Origin of the sequence: Acinetobacter sp. WCHAc060042 (genome assembly GCF_003231195.1) — a bacterium.
Lineage (GTDB): Bacteria > Pseudomonadota > Gammaproteobacteria > Pseudomonadales > Moraxellaceae > Acinetobacter.
Map to the genome: position 1 here is coordinate 19,338 of NZ_QKVN01000015.1, position 19,404 is coordinate 38,741.

15 protein-coding genes are annotated in these 19,404 nt (G+C 39.8%); 11 read left to right on the top strand and 4 right to left on the bottom strand.

All coding sequences use genetic code 11. From position 1 onward, the window contains the following. Positions 1 to 8 precede the first annotated feature (8 nt). A complete protein-coding gene (locus tag DPG01_RS08140) occupies positions 9 to 2,642 on the bottom strand; it encodes a Lon protease family protein (protein WP_110974739.1) in 2,634 nt (877 codons plus the stop codon). 181 nt (positions 2,643 to 2,823) lie between these two features. Between DPG01_RS08140 and DPG01_RS08145 the strand changes: the two genes are divergently transcribed. From DPG01_RS08145 to rpmE, 5 genes are all read left to right on the top strand, one after another. After that, positions 2,824 to 4,965, top strand: coding sequence for an AmpG family muropeptide MFS transporter (locus DPG01_RS08145; RefSeq protein WP_110974740.1), 2,142 nt, complete (start codon positions 2,824 to 2,826; stop codon positions 4,963 to 4,965). 123 nt (positions 4,966 to 5,088) lie between these two features. Beyond that, positions 5,089 to 5,490 carry a lactoylglutathione lyase gene (gloA, locus tag DPG01_RS08150; RefSeq protein WP_086209572.1) on the top strand — a complete coding sequence of 134 codons (402 nt, stop codon included), beginning with the start codon at positions 5,089 to 5,091 and terminating at the stop codon, positions 5,488 to 5,490. Between the two features lie 168 nt (positions 5,491 to 5,658). Then, entirely contained in the window at positions 5,659 to 6,630 is a 972-nt protein-coding gene (locus DPG01_RS08155) for a bile acid:sodium symporter family protein (RefSeq protein ID WP_110974741.1), read from the top strand. 255 nt (positions 6,631 to 6,885) lie between these two features. Further along, positions 6,886 to 7,032, top strand: a complete 147-nt coding sequence (locus DPG01_RS08160) for a hypothetical protein (RefSeq protein ID WP_162622330.1) — start codon at positions 6,886 to 6,888, stop codon at positions 7,030 to 7,032. Between the two features lie 394 nt (positions 7,033 to 7,426). Continuing rightward, complete coding sequence (gene rpmE, locus DPG01_RS08165) at positions 7,427 to 7,654, top strand: 50S ribosomal protein L31 (RefSeq protein ID WP_086209570.1); 228 nt, start codon at positions 7,427 to 7,429, stop codon at positions 7,652 to 7,654. A gap of 147 nt (positions 7,655 to 7,801) precedes the next feature. Here rpmE and DPG01_RS08170 read toward each other — a convergent pair whose 3' ends face one another. From DPG01_RS08170 to epmB, 3 genes are read right to left on the bottom strand one after another with little or no spacing between them, the layout of a single operon-like run. Beyond that, a complete protein-coding gene (locus tag DPG01_RS08170; RefSeq protein ID WP_110974743.1) occupies positions 7,802 to 9,928 on the bottom strand; it encodes an EAL domain-containing protein in 2,127 nt (708 codons plus the stop codon). Next, positions 9,910 to 11,655: a GTPase gene (locus DPG01_RS08175; RefSeq protein ID WP_086209568.1), complete on the bottom strand. Its 1,746-nt coding sequence runs from the start codon at positions 11,653 to 11,655 to the stop codon at positions 9,910 to 9,912. The genes DPG01_RS08170 and DPG01_RS08175 overlap by 19 nt, the downstream gene beginning before the upstream one ends. A 14-nt stretch (positions 11,656 to 11,669) precedes the next feature. Then, positions 11,670 to 12,686 carry an EF-P beta-lysylation protein EpmB gene (gene epmB / locus DPG01_RS08180; RefSeq protein WP_110974744.1) on the bottom strand — a complete coding sequence of 339 codons (1,017 nt, stop codon included), beginning with the start codon at positions 12,684 to 12,686 and terminating at the stop codon, positions 11,670 to 11,672. A 312-nt stretch (positions 12,687 to 12,998) separates the two neighbouring features. Here epmB and efp point away from each other — a divergent pair, with 312 nt between their 5' ends. The 6 genes from efp to DPG01_RS08210 all read left to right on the top strand — a co-directional run bounded on the left by efp (position 12,999) and on the right by DPG01_RS08210 (position 19,404). After that, a complete protein-coding gene (gene efp / locus DPG01_RS08185) occupies positions 12,999 to 13,568 on the top strand; it encodes an elongation factor P (protein ID WP_086209566.1) in 570 nt (189 codons plus the stop codon). Positions 13,569 to 13,736: 168 nt separating this feature from the next. Then, entirely contained in the window at positions 13,737 to 15,839 is a 2,103-nt protein-coding gene (locus DPG01_RS08190) for a carbon starvation CstA family protein (RefSeq protein WP_086209565.1), read from the top strand. A gap of 13 nt (positions 15,840 to 15,852) precedes the next feature. After that, positions 15,853 to 16,155: a YbdD/YjiX family protein gene (locus DPG01_RS08195; protein WP_086209564.1), complete on the top strand. Its 303-nt coding sequence runs from the start codon at positions 15,853 to 15,855 to the stop codon at positions 16,153 to 16,155. A gap of 234 nt (positions 16,156 to 16,389) precedes the next feature. Beyond that, entirely contained in the window at positions 16,390 to 17,409 is a 1,020-nt protein-coding gene (locus DPG01_RS08200; protein WP_110974745.1) for a 2-dehydropantoate 2-reductase, read from the top strand. 122 nt (positions 17,410 to 17,531) lie between these two features. Continuing rightward, positions 17,532 to 18,488 (top strand): AAA family ATPase, encoded by a 957-nt coding sequence (locus tag DPG01_RS08205; RefSeq protein WP_110974746.1) that lies wholly within the window; start codon positions 17,532 to 17,534, stop codon positions 18,486 to 18,488. Between the two features lie 16 nt (positions 18,489 to 18,504). Beyond that, positions 18,505 to 19,404: a DUF58 domain-containing protein gene (locus tag DPG01_RS08210; RefSeq protein ID WP_086209563.1), complete on the top strand. Its 900-nt coding sequence runs from the start codon at positions 18,505 to 18,507 to the stop codon at positions 19,402 to 19,404.

Below are 19,404 nucleotides of genomic sequence, written 5' to 3' on the forward strand. Positions count from 1 at the left end.
GGAAGGGGTTAATCCGCTGTAGTTACAGTACTTTCGCTTTCAGGAGATTGTTCCACTGCGTTTTCAGTTGCAACTGTCTTCTTTTCAGCTTTTGTCTTTTTTTTGTCTTTCTTCTTTTTTTTCTTTTTCTTCGGCTCTTCTTCAAACTCAGCACCATCTTCAATGGCTTGCCAATAATCTAGCTGATCCATCACCGCCGCATAAATAGACTTCTTGGTGTAGCGTCCTTTTTTGTCTAAAGTGCCGACTGGTCGAGCCATAAGTAGCTCAAGTGCTTGATCAATCGTGTCTATAGCATGAATGTGGAATTGGCCATTTGAAACCGCTTCAATGACATCTTTACGTAACATTAAATGCTGCATATTCTGACGCGGAATAATCACACCTTGTTTACCAGTTAAACCTTGCAGTTTGCATGCATCGAAGAAACCTTCAATTTTTGCATTGACGCCACCAATCGGTTGAACTTGACCCAATTGGTTCATTGAGCCTGTAATCGCCCAAGATTGATCAATCGGCAGTTGGCTAATTGCTGAGATTAAAGCAGAGAGTTCTGCAACCGTAGCACTGTCACCATCGACTTGACCATAACTTTGTTCAAAGGCAAGTGCTGCAGAGAAATGCAGAGTTTGTTCACGACCGAAATGTGCTTTTAAGAATGATGACATAAGTAACACGCCTTTGGCATGCAGAGAGCCACCGAGCTCAACACTACGTTCGATATCTAGAATATCGCCGCCACCTTGATACACAGACGCTGTTAGACGTGATGGTAAGCCAAACTCAACATCTGCATAGTGAATGACCGAAAGTGCATTAATTTGACCGAGACGGTGTCCACGTGTTTCGATGAGCTGCGTACCACGTGACAAATCCTGCCAATAGAGCTCACGTAAATAGCCTAAGCGATATTTGCGATGGTCTAATGCCATATTAATGTGTTGATCCGAAACGATTTTATCACCCGCTTGAAATGCATGGTGATGGGCTTCACGGATCAAATCCCCCAAAGTGAGGGCATGTAAGGATAGTGAGCTTTGATCTTCAGCTTGGCGGCTCGAATCGGTCAACAGTGCTGATAGAGCAGAGCGGTCAAAGGGGAGGAGTTTATCGGCTTGGACATAGTCTGCAATGAGCTGCATATAGGCTTGTTCATTGGTTTCATTACGCTGTAGCGTGTCGGTAAAATCGGCACGAATTTTAAAAACGCTGCCTAGTTCTGGCTCGACCTCGAGTATTTCATAGTAAATTTCAGGTTCAGCAAGAAGCACCACTTTCAAGTTCAGTGGAATCGACTCTGGTTCAATTGAAATACTCCCCGTAAGCGTTAACATGTGTTCCAAGGAGGATAGTTTTAACTGACCTGACTTTAACGCACGCTTTAAACCCTGCCATGCATAAGGTTGTTCAAGCAGTTGTTCTGCTTCGAGCATTAAGAAACCACCATTGGCTTTATGTAATGTGCCCGGGCGGATTAAGGTAAAGTCTGTAGTAATGGTGCCATGTTGAGTCAGTTGCTCTACGTGACCAAGTAAATTGTAATGGGTTGGGAAATCTTCAAAAATAACTGGTGCGCCAGCATTAGGCTTATGCGACACAATGACATTGGCTTGGTAACGTGAGGGAATACGGCTGAATAGACCTGGGCTAAAATCGTCTTCCTCTTGTTCTAAGACTATTTCAACATTGTTAATAATATCTTCGGCATAATGTTTTAAATAGTCTTTTAAGCCTTCAACTTCAGCAAACTTAGTGAGTAACTGTTCGACTTTAGGCAATAAAACTTGCTTGGCAATATCACGGTTTAATACTTGAACTTTATCGCGGGCATCATCTTCCAAGTCACCTAAATGCATACCCAAACGTTCAAGTTTTTTATCCATATGGCGGATATTGGCATTAATTTCAGAGCGTTCTTTAGAGCTGAGTGCGTTAATGTCAGCTTGTGTCATTTCTAAGACTTTATCGTCTACATATTGGACGGGAATAAAGCAGTGCTCATCATTGCGAGACACCAGTTTCAGATCGAGCTCTTCACCTTCTTTGGTTAGTTCAATCAAAGCTTGTTGCTGAACATCACCCGTTTGTTGGCGAATGGCTTCTATACGGTTGTGGTAGGTTTCAGCAGTAAAACGACGTTCAAGTTGTTTTAGTGTGGTTTGCCATGTTTGATGCAACATGGTTTGAAATTTTACCGCCTGACCTGCAGGGAGCTCTAAAGCAATCGGTTGACGTGGACTTTTAAAATTATAGACGTAAACCCAATCGTTTGGTGTCGGCATATTCTTGGCGTGTTGCTGTAGTAAACGCTTGACCATGGTGCGCTTGCCCAAGCCAGCTGTACCTACGGCAAAGATGTTATAGCCAGAATAAGGTAAGGAAATGCCTGCTTCAACTGAAGCACGTGCACGGTCTTGCCCTAAAAAATTATTGAGCGGTTTAATACGACGCGTTGAGGCTGGAATCTTATCCAGAGCAGGGCTATGCGTCAGTTGCTCTGCTTGAAGTTGAGTCTTTGCTAAAGTCGTTTGAATTTCGGGTTGGTCAAATGCTGAACTAAGGTTGTTTTCTAGAGTTTCTGGGGGATTTAATTGGATATTTGCAGATAAAGAAGAGTTCATTTGATCGTGTTTTTGGGTCACTTTGAAATCCGAAACTAAAGATTGCGTTAGAAACTTAAAGGTATACAGGTTTAGGGTAAAAGATCAAGCAAAGTCGCAGTCTTTGTCGACAAAAATAGAACATTGATTTTATAAATCAGGTTGAAACAAATTGTATTAAGGGTTTGAATAGCAACATTGGTTTTAAGACAACAAAAATGTAATGACAACACAATCTTCAGGATGGAAATCCGCTTTTACTGCATTTTTAGATCGCCGTGCGTTGATCATGCTGTTTTTGGGTTTCTCAGCAGGTATCCCAATCCTGTTAATTTTCTCTAGCTTATCATTATGGTTAGGTGAAGCAGGTATTGATAAAAGTGCTGTGACTTTTTTTAGTTGGGCAGCGTTGGGTTATTCCTTCAAATTTGTTTGGGCACCTTTGATAGATGAGTTACCCGTACCAGGGCTGACTAAACTGTTAGGACGTCGCCGTGCATGGTTATTAATCGCACAAATTTTAATTATTTGTGCGATTTGTATTATGGCCTTTTCAGATCCATCTCTTGGTCAGAGCTATCTTTACCAAATGGCTGCGGGTGCTGTGCTTTTAGGTTTTTCTGCTGCAACACAAGATATTGTGATTGATGCCTATCGTATTGAGCTAGCAGAAACGCAAATGCAAACGGTATTGGCTTCGACTTATAACGCAGGCTACCGCATCGGCATGATCGTTGCGGGCGCGGGTGCGTTATTTTTAGCGGCTTATTTGGGTACAGCCAAAGGCAACTATATTTATGAGGCGTGGAAGTGGACCTATTTGGCAATGGCTGCGGTCATGCTGGTCGGAATTGTAACCACTTTATGTATACGTGAACCACAAGTGGATCGGGTGCGTAAAGAATATAAACGGGTCGATTATTACCGTTTGGTGGCGGTTTTCTTTGTGTCTGTGGTAAGTTTTGTACTGAGTTATATTTACTCTGGCAAGCTTACAGAAATGCTGATTCAGCTTTGGTCGATCAAAGATAGTTTTGCACTGTTTTGTTTTGAAGCTATACGTTTTATTGGCTCTGGTGCTGTGGCTTTCTTTGTGGGTTCAAGCCTAGTAAAAATGGGCGCTGTGAACAAACAAATGGCTTATGAAACATGGGTCAACCCTGTTGCCGACTTTTTCAAGCGTTATGGCGTAAAGTTGGCGTTGGTATTGCTATTGTTGATTGGTTTTTATCGTATTTCCGACATCATTGCAGGTGTGATCTCGAATGTCTTTTATCAAGACTTAAATTTCACCAAAGAGCAGATTGCTGAAGCTGTAAAAGTGTATGGGGTGATTTTTAGTTTGGTTGGTGGCTTTTTAGGAGGACTACTGGCGCAGCGCATGAACATCATGAAATTGATGTTTGTCGGAGCAATCTTGGCCAGTTCGACCAATCTTATCTTTATTGGTTTGGTCAAATCAGGCCAGCCTTTAAATGATGTGGTGATTCATGTCGGTGAGCAAAGTTTCACAGCCCAAGTAGATGAGACAGGTGCATGGAAAATTAAGGTTCCTGTTGAGCAGCTTCAGGCAAATGAAAGTCTAACTGCAACCGCAAGTTTTCAGAATGGTACTTCACAGCCTATTTCGGTCACATTGCCATATATCAGCCAAACAGCTGCATCTACGGCATTGCTGTTGCTTCCGATCACGGCTGATAATTTGATTAATCAACGAGAGGCTGAAGGAAGCATTGTGGTACGAGGTCAATACCTTGCGACACTGGCTGAAAACCAGAGTATTCAATTGAACTTAGATGGTCAAAGCTTTGATGCAAAGTTAGACAAAGACGGTGTGTTTAGTGCAGCTATTCCTGCAAAACAGCTTCTTGATTCAAACTCTAAAAAGCTGAATGCCACATTGATGCAAAATAAGCGCGTACTGCAAGAGGCTACATTAAGCTACAACGTGGACACTGCTTCTGTGAACTCTTCGACTTTAGATGTTGATCTTCAACCAATCAACTTGAACAAAGTGGTTGATGGGCAGTTAGAAGTTAAAGGAAAGGTGATTAAAGAATATAGTTCAAAATGGCTCTATTTTGCGATTATTGTCGACAACTTGGCATCAGGTTTAGCAGGTGCTGCATTTATTGCATTCTTGTCAAGCTTAACCAGTGTGTCTTTTACTGCTGTTCAATATGCAATTTTTAGTTCCTTGATGACATTAACACCTAAAATTTTAGGTGGATACTCAGGGACGATTGTGTCGAATATTGGCTATCCAAATTTTTTCTTGATGACGACACTGATTGGCATACCTATTTTAATTTTGGTGGTTTGGGTGGCGAAACTTCTACGTGAGCATGCTGCTGAACAAAGTTAAAGCATCTATTTATATCGAAATGAGAAAGTAGTCATTGTGGCTACTTTTTTATGGCTGAGATTTGAAATATAGAGCAGCATTGCCTATATTGGGTGGCTGAAACAAAATCAAGAGGTAATTCCAATGCGCATGTTACATACCATGCTACGTGTAGGCAATTTAGAACAATCTTTGGCGTTCTATACTGAAGTGCTTGGTATGACTTTACTTCGTAAGCGAGATTATGAAGAAGGTCGTTTTACTTTGGCATTTGTGGGTTATGGCGATGAAGACAATCATACAGTTTTAGAGCTGACACATAACTGGGATACGGATAGTTATGAATTGGGCAATGCTTATGGCCACATAGCTATTGCTGTAGATGATGCATATAAAGCTTGTGAGGAAATCAAAGCACGCGGTGGCAATGTCGTGCGAGAAGCAGGTCCAATGAAAGGTGGAGTTACGGTGATTGCATTTGTTGAAGATCCAGATGGCTATAAAATTGAACTCATTCAGCAAGATAACAATGCGCGTAATAATTAAGCGGTGGCTCGGCAATGAACAGAGAAAAATTTTCAGTATTAATTAAAAAAATATTGAACATATCCTGTAAATGCTAGCTTTATTTATATAGCTCAGTAAGATGAATTTACCCAAAGGTAAATGAGTCGCTGGGCTTTTTCATTTTTAGAGGAATGACAGGATGTTGGTATGTTGAAATTATTGGCATTTGATCGGTTTACGCTATTACTCTTTGTTATGGTGCTCTTAGCTAGCTTTGCTCCAATTTCTGGTCAGGCTGCAGGTGTATTTAGCGTACTTACGACGGTTGCGATTGCCATATTATTCTTTTTACATGGTGCTAAGTTATCCCGTGAAGCAGTGATTCAGGGCATGATGCACTGGAAACTGCATGCTTTGGTGTTTGCCTTTACCTTTATTCTTTTTCCTATTTTAGGTTTACTGGCAAAACCTGTATTGGTGCCACTACTTGGGCAAGAATTGTACTGGGGATTTTTGTTTATGTGCTTTTTGCCGTCGACAGTGCAGTCTTCTATTGCGTTTACTTCGGTTGCGCAAGGGAATGTGGCGGGGGCGGTTTGTAGTGCATCATTTTCAAATTTGATCGGGATGTTTATTACTCCTGTAATGGTGGCCTTTTTTATTTTAGGCAAGTCAGAACATGGTTTTGACCCAACATCCTCTATTCTTCAAATTACCTTATTGCTTTTGGTGCCTTTTGTGCTAGGCCAAATACTCAGACCTTATGTTTTCCCGTATATGCAAAAGATGCCGAGCATCGTTAAAGCATTTGATCAGGGCTCGATTTTAATGGTGGTGTATGGTGCTTTTAGTGGTGCTGTGGTGGCGGGTTTATGGCAAGAAGTCAGCCTGAGTACACTGCTGATTCTGATTGTCGTTTGTTCAGTGTTACTGACGATTGTTATGCTTTTGGGATTATTTCTGCCACGTTGGTTAGGCTTTAACCGTGCTGATCAGAAAACAATTTTTTTCTGCGGCTCTAAAAAGACTTTAGCTAGCGGTGTCCCAATGGCACAGATCCTCTTTATTGGCCAGCCTTTGGGGATGATCGTTCTACCGATTATGATTTTTCATCAAATTCAGCTGATGGTGTGTGGAATTATTGCTAATTATTGGGCGAAACAAAGTACGGATGAATAATAAAATTTACAAAAGCTAAGTTCTGAACTTAGCTTTTGTAAATGTCTAAACACAGTTGAACACTTTTTTATATTAAATATATTAGAGAATAAAGTTATAAAGATAATAAAAAATATCTATTTTTCTGTGGGTTATAGTAATATCAGCCTTGAAAATGAAGACCTAAACATGAGAACAAATTGAGATATTGTTGAAAAAATACCATTAATGTCATTGCAGCCCATGTTAAATTTTTGTAGAGAAAATCAATCACAGATGAATGTTGAACTGGAGCAAGCTTATTTAGTTGTGAGACAGAAGCTGCTGAATACTGTAAAAGCAGGAAAAGATATCAAGTATAATGGCGTAAGCATCTTTCAAGAGACTGAAATGGATCAATCAATTGATCCTATGTTTAAATAAGAAATACAAAACATGTTGGACGAAATGTTTTCATCCATACGAAAAGTAAATACTAAAAAATATTGTCCTTTTTTGATTGAACGACCCAATCATTTTGATGAAGCTGAATTTCAACGTATGCTAGAAAAATAATATATTAACTATATGAAAAGCGCAGCTCAGAAGAAAGCTCAAAGCCAACAATGATCTATTTATTAATAGATCTATTTCAGTTATAATATTGCCCACTTGTTGTGCTTAGCTCTGACGGTATCCGTCTCGGTGGGCCAAAAGAATGGTCTGTTATGGTGTTGATCTGCAACTTAATTTAATTAAGTGGGCCTTTCCTCAATTTTGAGAGTGATCAATTGCGATGACAGCAAAACCTTCTTTAACTTTTATGGAGTAATCGACGATGCGCGCCGATATTCACCCAAAATACGAAACTTTAGTTGCTACTTGTTCTTGCGGTAACGTAATCGAAACTCGTTCTGCACTTGGTAAAGAAACTGTTTACCTAGACGTATGTTCAGCTTGCCACCCATTCTACACTGGTAAGCAAAAGAACGTTGACACTGGCGGTCGTATCGACAAGTTCAAACAACGTTTTGCTGGCATGTCACGTTCTATCAAACGCGACTAAGAGCAAAAGAAAAAAACGGGCATTTGCCCGTTTTTTTATGTCTATACTTTTTGCTATAAAGTTATAGCTCCTAGAGTTCAACCATATAACAAAAAGACTCCATCTAGGAGTCTTAACGTTTAGAGGTAGAGAACTTAGCTTTAAGCTTTACTGATCTTGCACGTCAATCAGATGATCCAGTTTTTTCTGGAAATAGTCGCCTTGAATAAAGCGGGCATCGACATTCCACGCATTAGCAAACGAAGTCATATCATTCAGATCACGCAACATAATTTGAATGTTTTTCAATTGATGATAGACCGCAACTTTTTCTTGTAATTCTTCTGTGTTGGCATCACTACTGAGCATACGAGTTAAGTTTTCATGCAGAGTCAAATTATTTATATCAAGTTGGCGTAGGATAGATTCGCTATAAATGGTGTTGCCAAAGTCACGAATTGAGATTTCAGCGCCGTATTGACGAAGTTGAGCAATATACTTCTGCGCTTCAGCAAGATTTTGGCTGATGTCATCCTCTGAGAATTGTAAGATAATTGGATGACTGAGTTTGCTACGGACAATCGTAATGAGTTTGGCAATAAACTCAGGGAATGAGCGGTCATTAAAGAGGACAGCTTTGTTTAAGTTTACAATCAGTTTTGCCTCAGGATATTGAGTAATAAAATTATGTAACTGTTTGCATGACTCAACTAAAATCCAACGATCAAGTTTAATAGACAGTTCAGGGTCTTCACTTAACTCTTTAAGACAAGAAAGATCTTTCCATGTGTTGCCATAAATAAAACCACAAGTCACTTCGTAAGTGTATAAATTGGTATCCTCTTTATCATAGAGCTGTTGGTATTTGAGGTGAATTTCACCACGGTCCAATGCTACATGTAAGGCTTTAAGTATCGTTGGTTCGTTTGCTGTTTTTTCAGTTTCGAGAGTTTCATTAACCGTCGGATTGATGAACTCCATTACGGGCATACTGATACTTGTTTTTTGGTCAATTTCGCAATCGTCTTGATTGGTTGGCAAGGAAGTCGTAAATGCAGTACAGAGTAAGCTTTCAAATTGGTCTTGATTTGAAACTTCACCCTTTAACAAAGTGTATCCAATACGCAAATTCACAGGATAGCTACTCTGATCAACAGTAATCAGCTGTGGTTTAGTTAGTGCATTTAAGGCGATGAGCTTAGACTCAAGTTTGGCTTGGGACTCTGCTTGGAATAATCCCACAATCGTTTGTCCACCTGCTTTGAACAGGGGGACATGAGTCTGTTCGTTTAAAAAGCTGTAAATATTATTGAAATAGTCGCGCGTGGTTGCCCAGTTGGCATTAAAAATTTCATCTGGACACGAGCTGAGAGCAAAGCTAACCAAAGAATTGTGATCTGAGGGTTGCTTGGTCAGACTACGATTAATTTGTTGATAAATATTTGGACTTATAGGCTGTTTTTCGTTCGGTGTTGTTGGTGTGGTGGCGATTTCAGATTCAACTTCAATTGTAAGTTGAAGGGCATCGTCTTCAGGAGCTGCTAAGAACTCGATTTTTAATGGATTCTTAGATTGGGCTTTGCTATTAAGGGTATGTACTTCAAATGCACCTAGGTCAAATTGACCTTGCGAAATTTTCTTGAATCGCTGTTTAAAGTCATTTACATCTTGAGGTTGAATAATATCGAGCAAAGGTTGACCGATAATATCGTCCTCAGAGTTTAAGCCGAACAGTTGGAGATACTCTGCATTAGCTGAAACATGAATGCCTTCTTGAATTAATGCGACAGCTTTATTGCTTTCTTCGACCAAAGCTTGCGCCTGATTTTGTGCAGTTTCAAGCTCATTCATGAGTTGCTGTTGGCTTTGAGATAAACGACTTAATGCTAAGGCGCGTAATAAACCTAAATAAAAGGGATCAGCTTGGTTTAAGTCCAAAATGTCATAGACACCCTTACGAATAAAATTTGCGTATTGATTGTCTTGATAGTCATCTGGTTTGAGTAATATTAAAGGTAAATTCACTTGTTTAGAATTGTGAATTAGAGTCAAGGCTTGTTCGTATTTTAAGTCATATGCACGACCAAAAATGACCACATCCCAAGATAGGTGAAGTTGCTTTTCGAAATTTTGTAAATCATCGAGCAAAGTTGCTTGGACTTGATGATCACTAGAAGTTAAAAGGTCACGAATTTGGTTATAACGGATCTGATTATCATCAATAATGAGTAAACGTGTTTCCGTACGTTTTAACTTTTTAGACAATAATGGATTTCTCACTTCAATGCTTCCCATAAATCGTGATTTTTAATAGCATTCATTTGCTTTTGAATAAAACTTTGAACCAGAGGTTCTTGTTGATCGTTTAATAATTCATAGTCAAAACGAATAAAACTTTGTGTAATTAGATGAGCTTTGACTAAATAAATTTTAAGATCTTGATTGCCTAAGCGTAAATGTATGGTCTGCTTTTCACGGTACATATTAGAACCAGGAACGATTAAGCTAGTGTGGACTTCATCAAGCTGTGAGGTTTGAACTAATAGGGCGGGCTGATAGTTCTGGCTATGACGGTCTGTTTTAACCATGACCGCACAAGGGAAGAGGTCTTGTGCCAAGATTTCTAAACCGAGTTCTAAACTTTTTTCGCTTGATTGTTTAATCCATCGAATTACACCGCCACGCCATTGGCTATGTGCATTTTCTTGAACCAAAATGAATTCACCTGTTTTGAGGTGTGCAGGTGTTGGGCCTGTCCAGCGTATACGATAACCATTGACGCTAATATCAAGTACTTCAGCTGGATAAATTTGTTTAGATTCTCGATCAATGACACGAACGGTACTCGTTTCAACAGGAATATTGCTATTCATCGAGTTGATCACGTGACTTTCATTCTGGAAATTATAATTTCCTTCGAGCTCTAAAGTTTCGTGAAAATTCTTGCCTTTAGATAAATAGAAATGCGCTACAGACAAGCCAAAACAAATTTGTAACTGAGCTGAATATTCGTAACGTTCATGTTTACGTTCAATATTATTGGTCAATAAATTATGAATATGGAAATGCAACGCAGGAGTAAGGAAAATCTTTTCATCCCGTGACAGTGGTTCAGCGCGTTTGGTTTGCATCTCTGTCAAATGATCAAGCAAAGCTTGCGTCGAAATAAAAATATTGGGTTGTATGTGACTATTCTTTTGAGAATTATAAGTTGGAGGATAGTCTTTCGACGCATCGACAATATAGCGAGATAAGGTCGTTTCTTTCGGCAGAATTTGTACTAGTTTTGCCCAATCAAAGCTACACAAAAATAAACCTTGAATTTCACCTGGGCGAATTTGGTGCGTATTAAAAATATCTAATAAAATCAATTGTGCATAAGCTTGGCTAATATTGCTAAGTTGATGCTGTGTTCCTTGAACCTGATTGATATTGGTCAAGTAGAAGTTATTTTGAATGGCTGAATCTAATAGTTGGTGTGCAGCGAGCCATTGTCCCGGAATAGGAGAGCTGTACAGTAAATGCTGTTGATATAACAACAAAGATAGTTGCTGTAACGCATAGTAGCTCGACACGGTGCGTGCAGTTTGCAGATTCTTTTTTTGATGAAATGCAAAAAGGGAAAATTTATTTTGAGTGATTTGCTGAGAAACACGTTTTGCAATGTCGATATACACTTTAGCAAAATGACTACGCATTAATAAGGCAAGCTCAATAATGTGGTCATTGCGATCTGTGGTAATTAAACCCTGATTAAAAAAGTGTTTTTCTAAGCTGGTCAGTACATTTTCTAAATTTGAATGAAGAACTTGAACTAAGTCAAAGCGAAGTGTTTCGCTGACTTGAAGTTCTGAAACTTCAAGGAGAGCTTGAAATAGAGAACGAGAAGAGTCGCCCAATTGCAAAATGGATAAATTCGCTAACCATTCTTGTAAGCCTTTGACTGTGCTTGGGCAGAAACTAAGCTTGTCCAACTTTAACTCAGTTGGCTTTTGGAAGATATCTGAAGTACTCGTCATCATCGTTATTATTTAACTCAAAAAGTTGAAACCCCGAAAAGTGGTGTCTTATTCTTTTCTCCCGCAATTTCCCTCACCAATTTGGGAACCAGATAGCCAGGTAGGTTCGCCAATAATGCTTGATAAAGAAAATCAATGTCCTGCGGGTTTAAATCAAAATGGTGCGCACCTTTTACTTTATCTAAAACATGTAAATAGTATGGCAAAACCCCTGCATCAAATAAACGGTAGCTCAAATCTGTCAAAATTTGAACATGATCATTGACCCCTTTCAATAAAACCGCCTGATTGAAAACGGTGATTTCTTCTGCGACTAATTGCTGTAATTGTCGGCAGGTCAAATCATCCAATTCCGATGCATGATTTGAGTGTACCACTAGAATAATGCGCAGCCTACTGTTTTTTAAGATGGAAATTAGCTCTTCATCGACACGGTTGGGGATTACGATAGGAACTCGTGAATGAATTCTCAAAAATTTAAGTTGAGGTAGACTTTCTAAACGCTCAATCCACACTTTTAATTTGCGATTTGACAGGGTTAACGGGTCTCCGCCACTCAAAATGACTTCATTAATGTCAGGTTGTGACCGAATGTAGTTTTGAATATTGATCCAATCTTCTGACTTTGGTAGGTTTTCTTGATAGGGAAAATGTCGACGGAAACAATAACGGCAATGAACAGCACAAGCTCCAGTTAAGGTCAATAAAAAGCGAGTTTTGTATTTGTGTAAAACACCGGGTTGTTGATTGGCTTCTTCTTCACCGAGTGGATCTGTCACAAAGTCAGGATGTTCTTCAAGTTCAAGGTGATGGGGCAATACTTGCAGTAGGAGTGGGTCAAGAGGATTGCCTTTTTGCATTCTGGCCACAAAAGCACGCGGAACACGGAGCTTAAATTGGGTCGAAGCGAGAAGGGCACCCGACAGCAGTTGCTCAGGAGAAAGCTCTAAAACGTGAAGTAATTCTAAAGGATCGGTAATTAAGTCACTGAGCTGAGATTGCCAATTTTGCTCTTGGTACAAATAATGTGTCATGCCAAATAAAGGGATCAAATGCTAGATAAAAGGAAGTTACGCTATCAAAAGTAATGATGCTGAAACGAGTTGTTGAGGTGTCTACAGCTCAAAAAAGATGTTTTCAAAACACATAAACAGACAAAACAGCGCTATTTTATCAAGATCTACGGCGTATAGGCAGTGGATTTTCATTGCTTCATAACGCCTTGCTCATTTACAATACGAGGCATCAAAAAAGATGCCCTATCTTAATAGCTAAGCGTTTCAGCGTTTTAGTGCTTAAGATTAAGACATAAATATTTAAGTTAGTTAGTTTGGAGTGCGCCAGTCATGGCCTATTATTCTACGAATGATTTCAAGTCAGGCCTTAAGGTTATGCTTGACGGTAACCCATGTTCTATCATGGAAAATGAATATGTAAAGCCGGGTAAAGGTCAAGCATTTAACCGTGTAAAACTACGTAATTTACGTTCTGGTAAAGTGTTAGAAAAAACATTTAAGTCTGGTGATTCTCTGGAAGCGGCTGACATCGTAGAAGTAGAAATGGAATACTTGTACAACGATGGTGAAATGTGGAACTTCATGGACCCTGTATCATTTGAACAGATCGCTGCTGATAAAACAGCAATGGGCGATGCTGCTAAATGGTTAAAAGACGATTCAAATGAAAAATGTACCATTATGTTGTTCAATGGCGTGCCATTAACGGTTAGCCCACCAAATTTTGTTGTTTTAAAAATTGTTGAAACTGATCCAGGTGTACGTGGTGATACGTCTGGTGGTGGCGGTAAACCAGCAAAATTGGAAACAGGTGCTGTAGTGCGTGTTCCATTATTTGTACAGCAAGAAGAAAGCGTTCGTGTAGATACGCGTACAGGCGATTATTTAGAACGTGCATAATGGTTTAAAAATAGACTATTATCGGAAGGGATGATGTGAATCATCCCTTTTTTTATGCCAAAGTCTTAGATCAAAACAAGGAGATGCAGAGTAAAGTCGCAAAGGAAAACAGCAGTACCTCGAATAATTAAATACGCTGATTGAATGCAACAAATATGAGGGATTGAAATGGAATCTGTTCAGCCGAAGTCGACCCTGACTTCAAAAATCATTTGGCTACTGGTAGCCATCGTCGGTGCAGTCTCTTTTGGGATCTTGGCACTAAGTCGTGGTGAGCATGTCAATGCCATCTGGCTCGTACTTGCTGCGGGCTGTATTTATAGCATCGCTTATCGCTTCTACAGTTTATTTATAGCAACTAAAGTTTTTGAACTGGATGAACGCCGTTTAACACCTGCACATCGTTTAAATGATGGTTTGGATTATGTTCCGACCAACAAGAGTGTATTGTTTGGACATCACTTTGCAGCGATTGCAGGTGCAGGACCATTGGTTGGCCCTATTTTAGCAGCACAAATGGGTTATTTACCGGGCACCATCTGGTTACTTGTGGGTGTAGTGCTCGCAGGTGCGGTTCAAGATTTTTTAGTCTTGTTTATCTCTACCCGTCGTGATGGACGTTCACTCGGGGAAATGGCAAAACAAGAACTTGGAACCTTTGCCGGCATTGTGGTTATGCTTGGTGCATTGGGGGTCATGATTATTATCCTAGCGGTCTTGGCGCTTGTAGTGGTCAAGGCACTTGCACACAGTCCATGGGGCGTATTTAGTATTGCAGCCACGATTCCAATTGCGCTCTTTATGGGAATTTATATGCGTTTTATCCGTCCGGGTAAGATTGCAGAAGTGTCTGTGATTGGTTTCGTGTTGATGATGCTGGGCATTGTCTATGGTGGAGATATTGCACAACATCCATATTGGGGTGAATTCTTTACCTTATCGGGCACTCAATTGACGTGGGCATTGATTATTTATGGTTTCGTGGCTTCAGCATTGCCTGTTTGGCTGTTGCTTGCACCACGTGATTATCTATCAACCTTCTTAAAAATTGGTGTGATTGCAGGCTTAGCGGTTGGTATTATTTTTGCCATGCCGGAGATGAAACTTCCTGCGATTACTAAATTTATTGATGGTACAGGTCCTGTGTTTGCAGGTTCGTTGTTCCCATTCTTATTTATTACCATTGCCTGCGGTGCAATTTCAGGTTTCCATGCTCTAGTATCATCAGGAACGACTCCTAAACTGGTCAATAATGAGCGCGATATTCGTATGATCGGATATGGCGGTATGCTTATGGAGTCTTTTGTTGCAATCATGGCCTTGATCTGTGCTGCAGTATTAGAACCAGGTGTATATTTTGCAATTAACTCACCAGCAGCATTGATTGGAACAAGTGCTGATACTGCTGCTGAAGCAATACGAAATCTTGGTTTTGTGGTTACTCCAGAAGCTTTAACTTTGTTGGCACAGGAAGTGGGTGAAAGTACGATTCTGTCGCGTACAGGTGGAGCACCAACTTTTGCCATTGGTATGGCACATATCATCACAGAGATTTTCAATAGTCGTGAAATGATGGCATTTTGGTATCACTTCGCTATTTTGTTTGAAGCACTGTTCATCTTAACAGCGGTTGATGCGGGTACGCGTGCTTGCCGTTTCATGGTGCAAGATACTGTAGGTATTGTGGTTCCTGCGGTGAAAAACTCACATAACTTCTTTGGAAACTTGTTGGGTACAGCGGTTGCTGTGTCAGGTTGGGGTTTCTTCGTTTATCAAGGTGTGGTGGATCCACTCGGTGGTATCAATAGCTTATGGCCACTGTTTGGTGTGGGTAACCAAATGCTTGCTGCCATGGCGCTAATGTTAGGTACTGTAATCCTCTTTAAAATGAAGAAAGAAAAATATGTTTGGGTCACGATTGTTCCAACAATTTTCTTATTAGTGACCTGTATGACTGCGGGCTGGCAAAAGATTTTCCATGAAAATCCAAAAATTGGCTTCTTAGCGCAGGCTGAACGTTTTAACAAAGCGATTGCAAATAATGAAATTTTAGCACCAGCAAAAACAGTAGCTGAAATGCAAACGGTTGCATTATCGAATCAGATCAATGCGGCACTGTGTGGATTCTTTATGATTGTGGCGATTGTGATGTTGTTTGCTGCAATTAAGGTCATTCGCCGTGCGCTTGCAAGCCCTGTCCCAACAGTGCACGAAGCTGAAGCGATTTATCGTGATCCTGAAGACATTCAGCCTTCAAAATCTGGACATTAAAAGGGGAATTTAGATGAATCTAAAGTTTGCCAAAAGTGGAAAGACGATGATTTATAAAATCATCAAAATGACCGTAATGTCGCAGAAAGATTTAATTCTCAATCCTAAAAATTGGTCTCGAATTGCGACGCTGTGGCAACGGTTGCAACAAAGTTTCCGTTTGATGGTGGGAGTGCCAGACTATCCCAACTATTTGGAACATATGAAAAAACATCATCCAGATTTAGAGCCGATGGATGCTAAAACATTTTATCGCCATTGTGTGGATGCACGTTATCCGTCTGCAAGTAACGGTATGAAAAAGTGCCCTTGTTGATTGAGTCCGTGACTTAAAAAACGACACTTCGGTGTCGTTTTTTATTGCAAACCAGATGTAATAAGCAAAGCGCCAAGCTGGATTGGGTTATATTATTTGAATTCGATAGCTGGATGGGCTGAGGTATCATCCTACATAGCATATTCACTACATAGGTGAAGATGTCGTATATCTGACAGCTTTGTAGGGAGAGAGGTTTTAAAATTGTCTGAATATTGGGAATAGGGCAATTTAGTGAAAATATTTATTTATGGTGCTGGAAGTATTGGGTGTTATTTAGGTGGAAGATTGGTTGCTGCTGGGAGTGATGTCACCTTTATTAGCCGCCCACGGATTTATCAAGAACTGTCTCAGTTTGGGTTGGAGCTCACTGATTATTTAGGCAATAATATCAAACTTGCGCCCCATCAACTCAAACTGACGACTGATCCTACTCAGGTTGTGGATGCAGACGTGATTTTTATTTGTGTCAAATCGGCTGCAACAGAACAAGTTGCATCTGAACTCAAAGAATATTTAGGGTCTAAAACTCCACTGATCATCAGTTTTCAAAATGGTTTGAGTAATGTCCCTATTTTAAAAAGCATTTTACAACAACATTTGGTTTTAGAGGGAATGGTTCCTTTTAATGTCGCAAGTCAAGGAGCAGGACATTATCATCAAGGCACATCGGGTGCATTAAGCGTTAAGCAATTTCCTCATCAACTTCTATTGGAAAAGCTATTTCAAAAATCGAGTTTGGATGTTGTTTTTGAAAAAGACATGCTTGCTGTGCAATGGGCCAAGCTTTTACTTAATTTAAATAATTCAATCAATGCCTTGTCAAAAAAACCACTAAAAGAACAACTGTCGATCCGCGGATATCGCCAATGTTTGGCTATGGTGCAACAAGAAGCCTTGGCGCTTCTCAGTGAAGCACAGATTAAACCTGCAAAGTTAACCGCAGTTCCTACACACCTCATTCCTAAGATTTTGAGTTTGCCCAATCCTATATTTAAATTATTAAGTCGAAAGATGTTAGAAATTGATCCATTGGCTCGCTCATCCATGCAAGATGATTTACTAGCAGGTCGGCTTACAGAGATTGATTGGATTAATGGTGAGGTTTTAAAACTCGCAGAGCAATTTGGTCAACAAGCTCCGATCAATGCAAGATTAATAGAACTGGTTAAACTCGCTGAGAAATCTCCTCAATCATTTTCAATAAGTGCGAGCGATTTGAAAGATCAGTTGAAGTCTGCTGCCAGAGAGTAGATCTAATAACAATATCTCACCTATTAACGCAAATATTGAATATTTATAAAGTTCATCTTTGAGTATGGTTTAAAAACCTGTATGTTAAACCTTGGTTTATATTTTGATTGGGGGCATACAACGTGCTTTGGGGAACAGAAAAGAAGATTACGCCTACGCAAGTAGATAAACTGGATCAGTCGAAAATCAATGCGTTTTATCCCAAAATTCAAGAATTCCTCAAGCAAGTGAATCAAATTGTTCTTGATAAAAACCAACAAACCAAGTTGGCTTTATCTAGCCTTTTGGCTGGTGGACATATTTTATTTGAGGATTTGCCTGGTTTAGGAAAAACGACATTGGCCAGTAGCTTGGCACATTTGGCAGGTCTTCAATTCAAACGTATTCAATTTACCAATGACATGCTGGCGAGTGATGTGATTGGGGTGAATATGTTTAACCAAAAAGAACATGTGTTTGAGTTTAAACAAGGTCCAATTTTTACCCAAATTTTACTGGCAGATGAAATCAACCGCTGTAGTCCAAAAACGCAAAGTGCGCTTCTAGAGGCAATGGAAGAAGGTGTAGTGACGATTGATGCAAGTCGTTATGTGCTACCACAGCCATTTTGGGTGATTGCAACACAAAATCCTCTTTTTCAAAGTGGAACCTATGCGCTGCCAGAGTCACAACTTGATCGTTTCCTCATGCGGTTATCTTTGGGCTATCCATCACGTCAGGCAGAAAAAGCGTTATTACAACAACAGTCCCGTCATGATTTGATCCAACAATTGATGACGGTATTTTCAGAGCAAGATATCCTTACCTTACAAGTTATGGTGCCGCAGATCTATTTGTCTGAAGAAATATTGGACTATATTTTAGATTTAGCGACTGAGACCCGTAAAGGTCGACATGGTTTATCTACCCGTGGCGTACTGGCTTTAAAAAAAGCAGCGCAAGCTTATGCATTGATAGAATCACGCTCATTTGTAACCCCAGATGATGTACAGGCTGTGTTTGTTGCAGTGACTGCACATCGTATTGGGCAGGGTGAAGCTGAAACTGAGCAACTTCTGAAGCAAGTCAAAGTTTACTGATAGGATAAGCAGACGCATGCTGTGGCAAAACTGGATTACGAAACGCTTTCAATTTAAGGCTGAAAAACAACTGACCCAAAAAGATGTATTGGTGTTTATTTATCAGCAAGGATATTTGTATTTGGTTTTGATTTTCATCACCTTCATTGCAGGGGTGAATTATGCCAATAACTTAATTTTAGCGTTTTGTTTCTTAATCAGCGCTGTGCTGTGTATGAGTTTTTATTTAACTTTTAAGCAGTTGCATGGTCTTAGTATTGATCTGGTTTTACCTGAAATAGGGCAGGTTGAGAGTGCATTGCAATTACAAATGCATTTCAAACAACATCATTCACAGCCTCGATACCTCTGGATTGCTTATGCAGATCATATAGAACAGTTGTTTATTCAAGATATCCATAAGGTGGTCGATTTAAATTTTTTTCCAAAAGATCGCGGGCAGTTTGGTTTCCCTCAAATCAAAATTTACTCAACATATCCGTTTGGCCTTGTTCGTGCATGGAGTTATTTTTTTATCCAAGCACCTGTGTGGATAGCACCTCAAGCTAAGTCTTTGGCGGCTGAAAACAAACAACAGCAACACAGTTTTGAACCTGATATGGATGAATTCCGCGAATTGCGAAATTTTAAAGAAGGTGACTCTCTACAGGCTGTTTCATGGAAACAAGTGGCGCAAGGACAAGGTTTATTCATTAAAGTCTTTGAACAACATCAGGATCAGCACAGTTTAGAAATCCACTATGCACATATGCCGAGCCCTTCGCATGAAGAAAAGTTAAGTTTGATGATGGGCTTGGTTGAACAATGTGAGCAGTTGCAGTACGCCTATGCATTGTATTTACCACATGCTGAGCTAGCCAAAGGCATAGGTCGAGAACAATATTTTCAAGCTAAATTACTTTTGGCACAGGCATAG

Coding starts and splice junctions, on each gene's coding strand:
- DPG01_RS08145 (WP_110974740.1), top strand. CDS start 2,824: ATGACAACACAATCTTCAGGATGGAAATCCGCTTTTACTGCATTTTTA.
- gloA (WP_086209572.1), top strand. CDS start 5,089: ATGCGCATGTTACATACCATGCTACGTGTAGGCAATTTAGAACAATCT.
- DPG01_RS08155 (WP_110974741.1), top strand. CDS start 5,659: ATGTTGAAATTATTGGCATTTGATCGGTTTACGCTATTACTCTTTGTT.
- DPG01_RS08160 (WP_162622330.1), top strand. CDS start 6,886: ATGAATGTTGAACTGGAGCAAGCTTATTTAGTTGTGAGACAGAAGCTG.
- rpmE (WP_086209570.1), top strand. CDS start 7,427: ATGCGCGCCGATATTCACCCAAAATACGAAACTTTAGTTGCTACTTGT.
- DPG01_RS08170 (WP_110974743.1), bottom strand. CDS start 9,928: ATGGGAAGCATTGAAGTGAGAAATCCATTATTGTCTAAAAAGTTAAAA.
- DPG01_RS08175 (WP_086209568.1), bottom strand. CDS start 11,655: ATGATGACGAGTACTTCAGATATCTTCCAAAAGCCAACTGAGTTAAAG.
- epmB (WP_110974744.1), bottom strand. CDS start 12,686: ATGACACATTATTTGTACCAAGAGCAAAATTGGCAATCTCAGCTCAGT.
- efp (WP_086209566.1), top strand. CDS start 12,999: ATGGCCTATTATTCTACGAATGATTTCAAGTCAGGCCTTAAGGTTATG.
- DPG01_RS08190 (WP_086209565.1), top strand. CDS start 13,737: ATGGAATCTGTTCAGCCGAAGTCGACCCTGACTTCAAAAATCATTTGG.
- DPG01_RS08195 (WP_086209564.1), top strand. CDS start 15,853: ATGAATCTAAAGTTTGCCAAAAGTGGAAAGACGATGATTTATAAAATC.
- DPG01_RS08210 (WP_086209563.1), top strand. CDS start 18,505: ATGCTGTGGCAAAACTGGATTACGAAACGCTTTCAATTTAAGGCTGAA.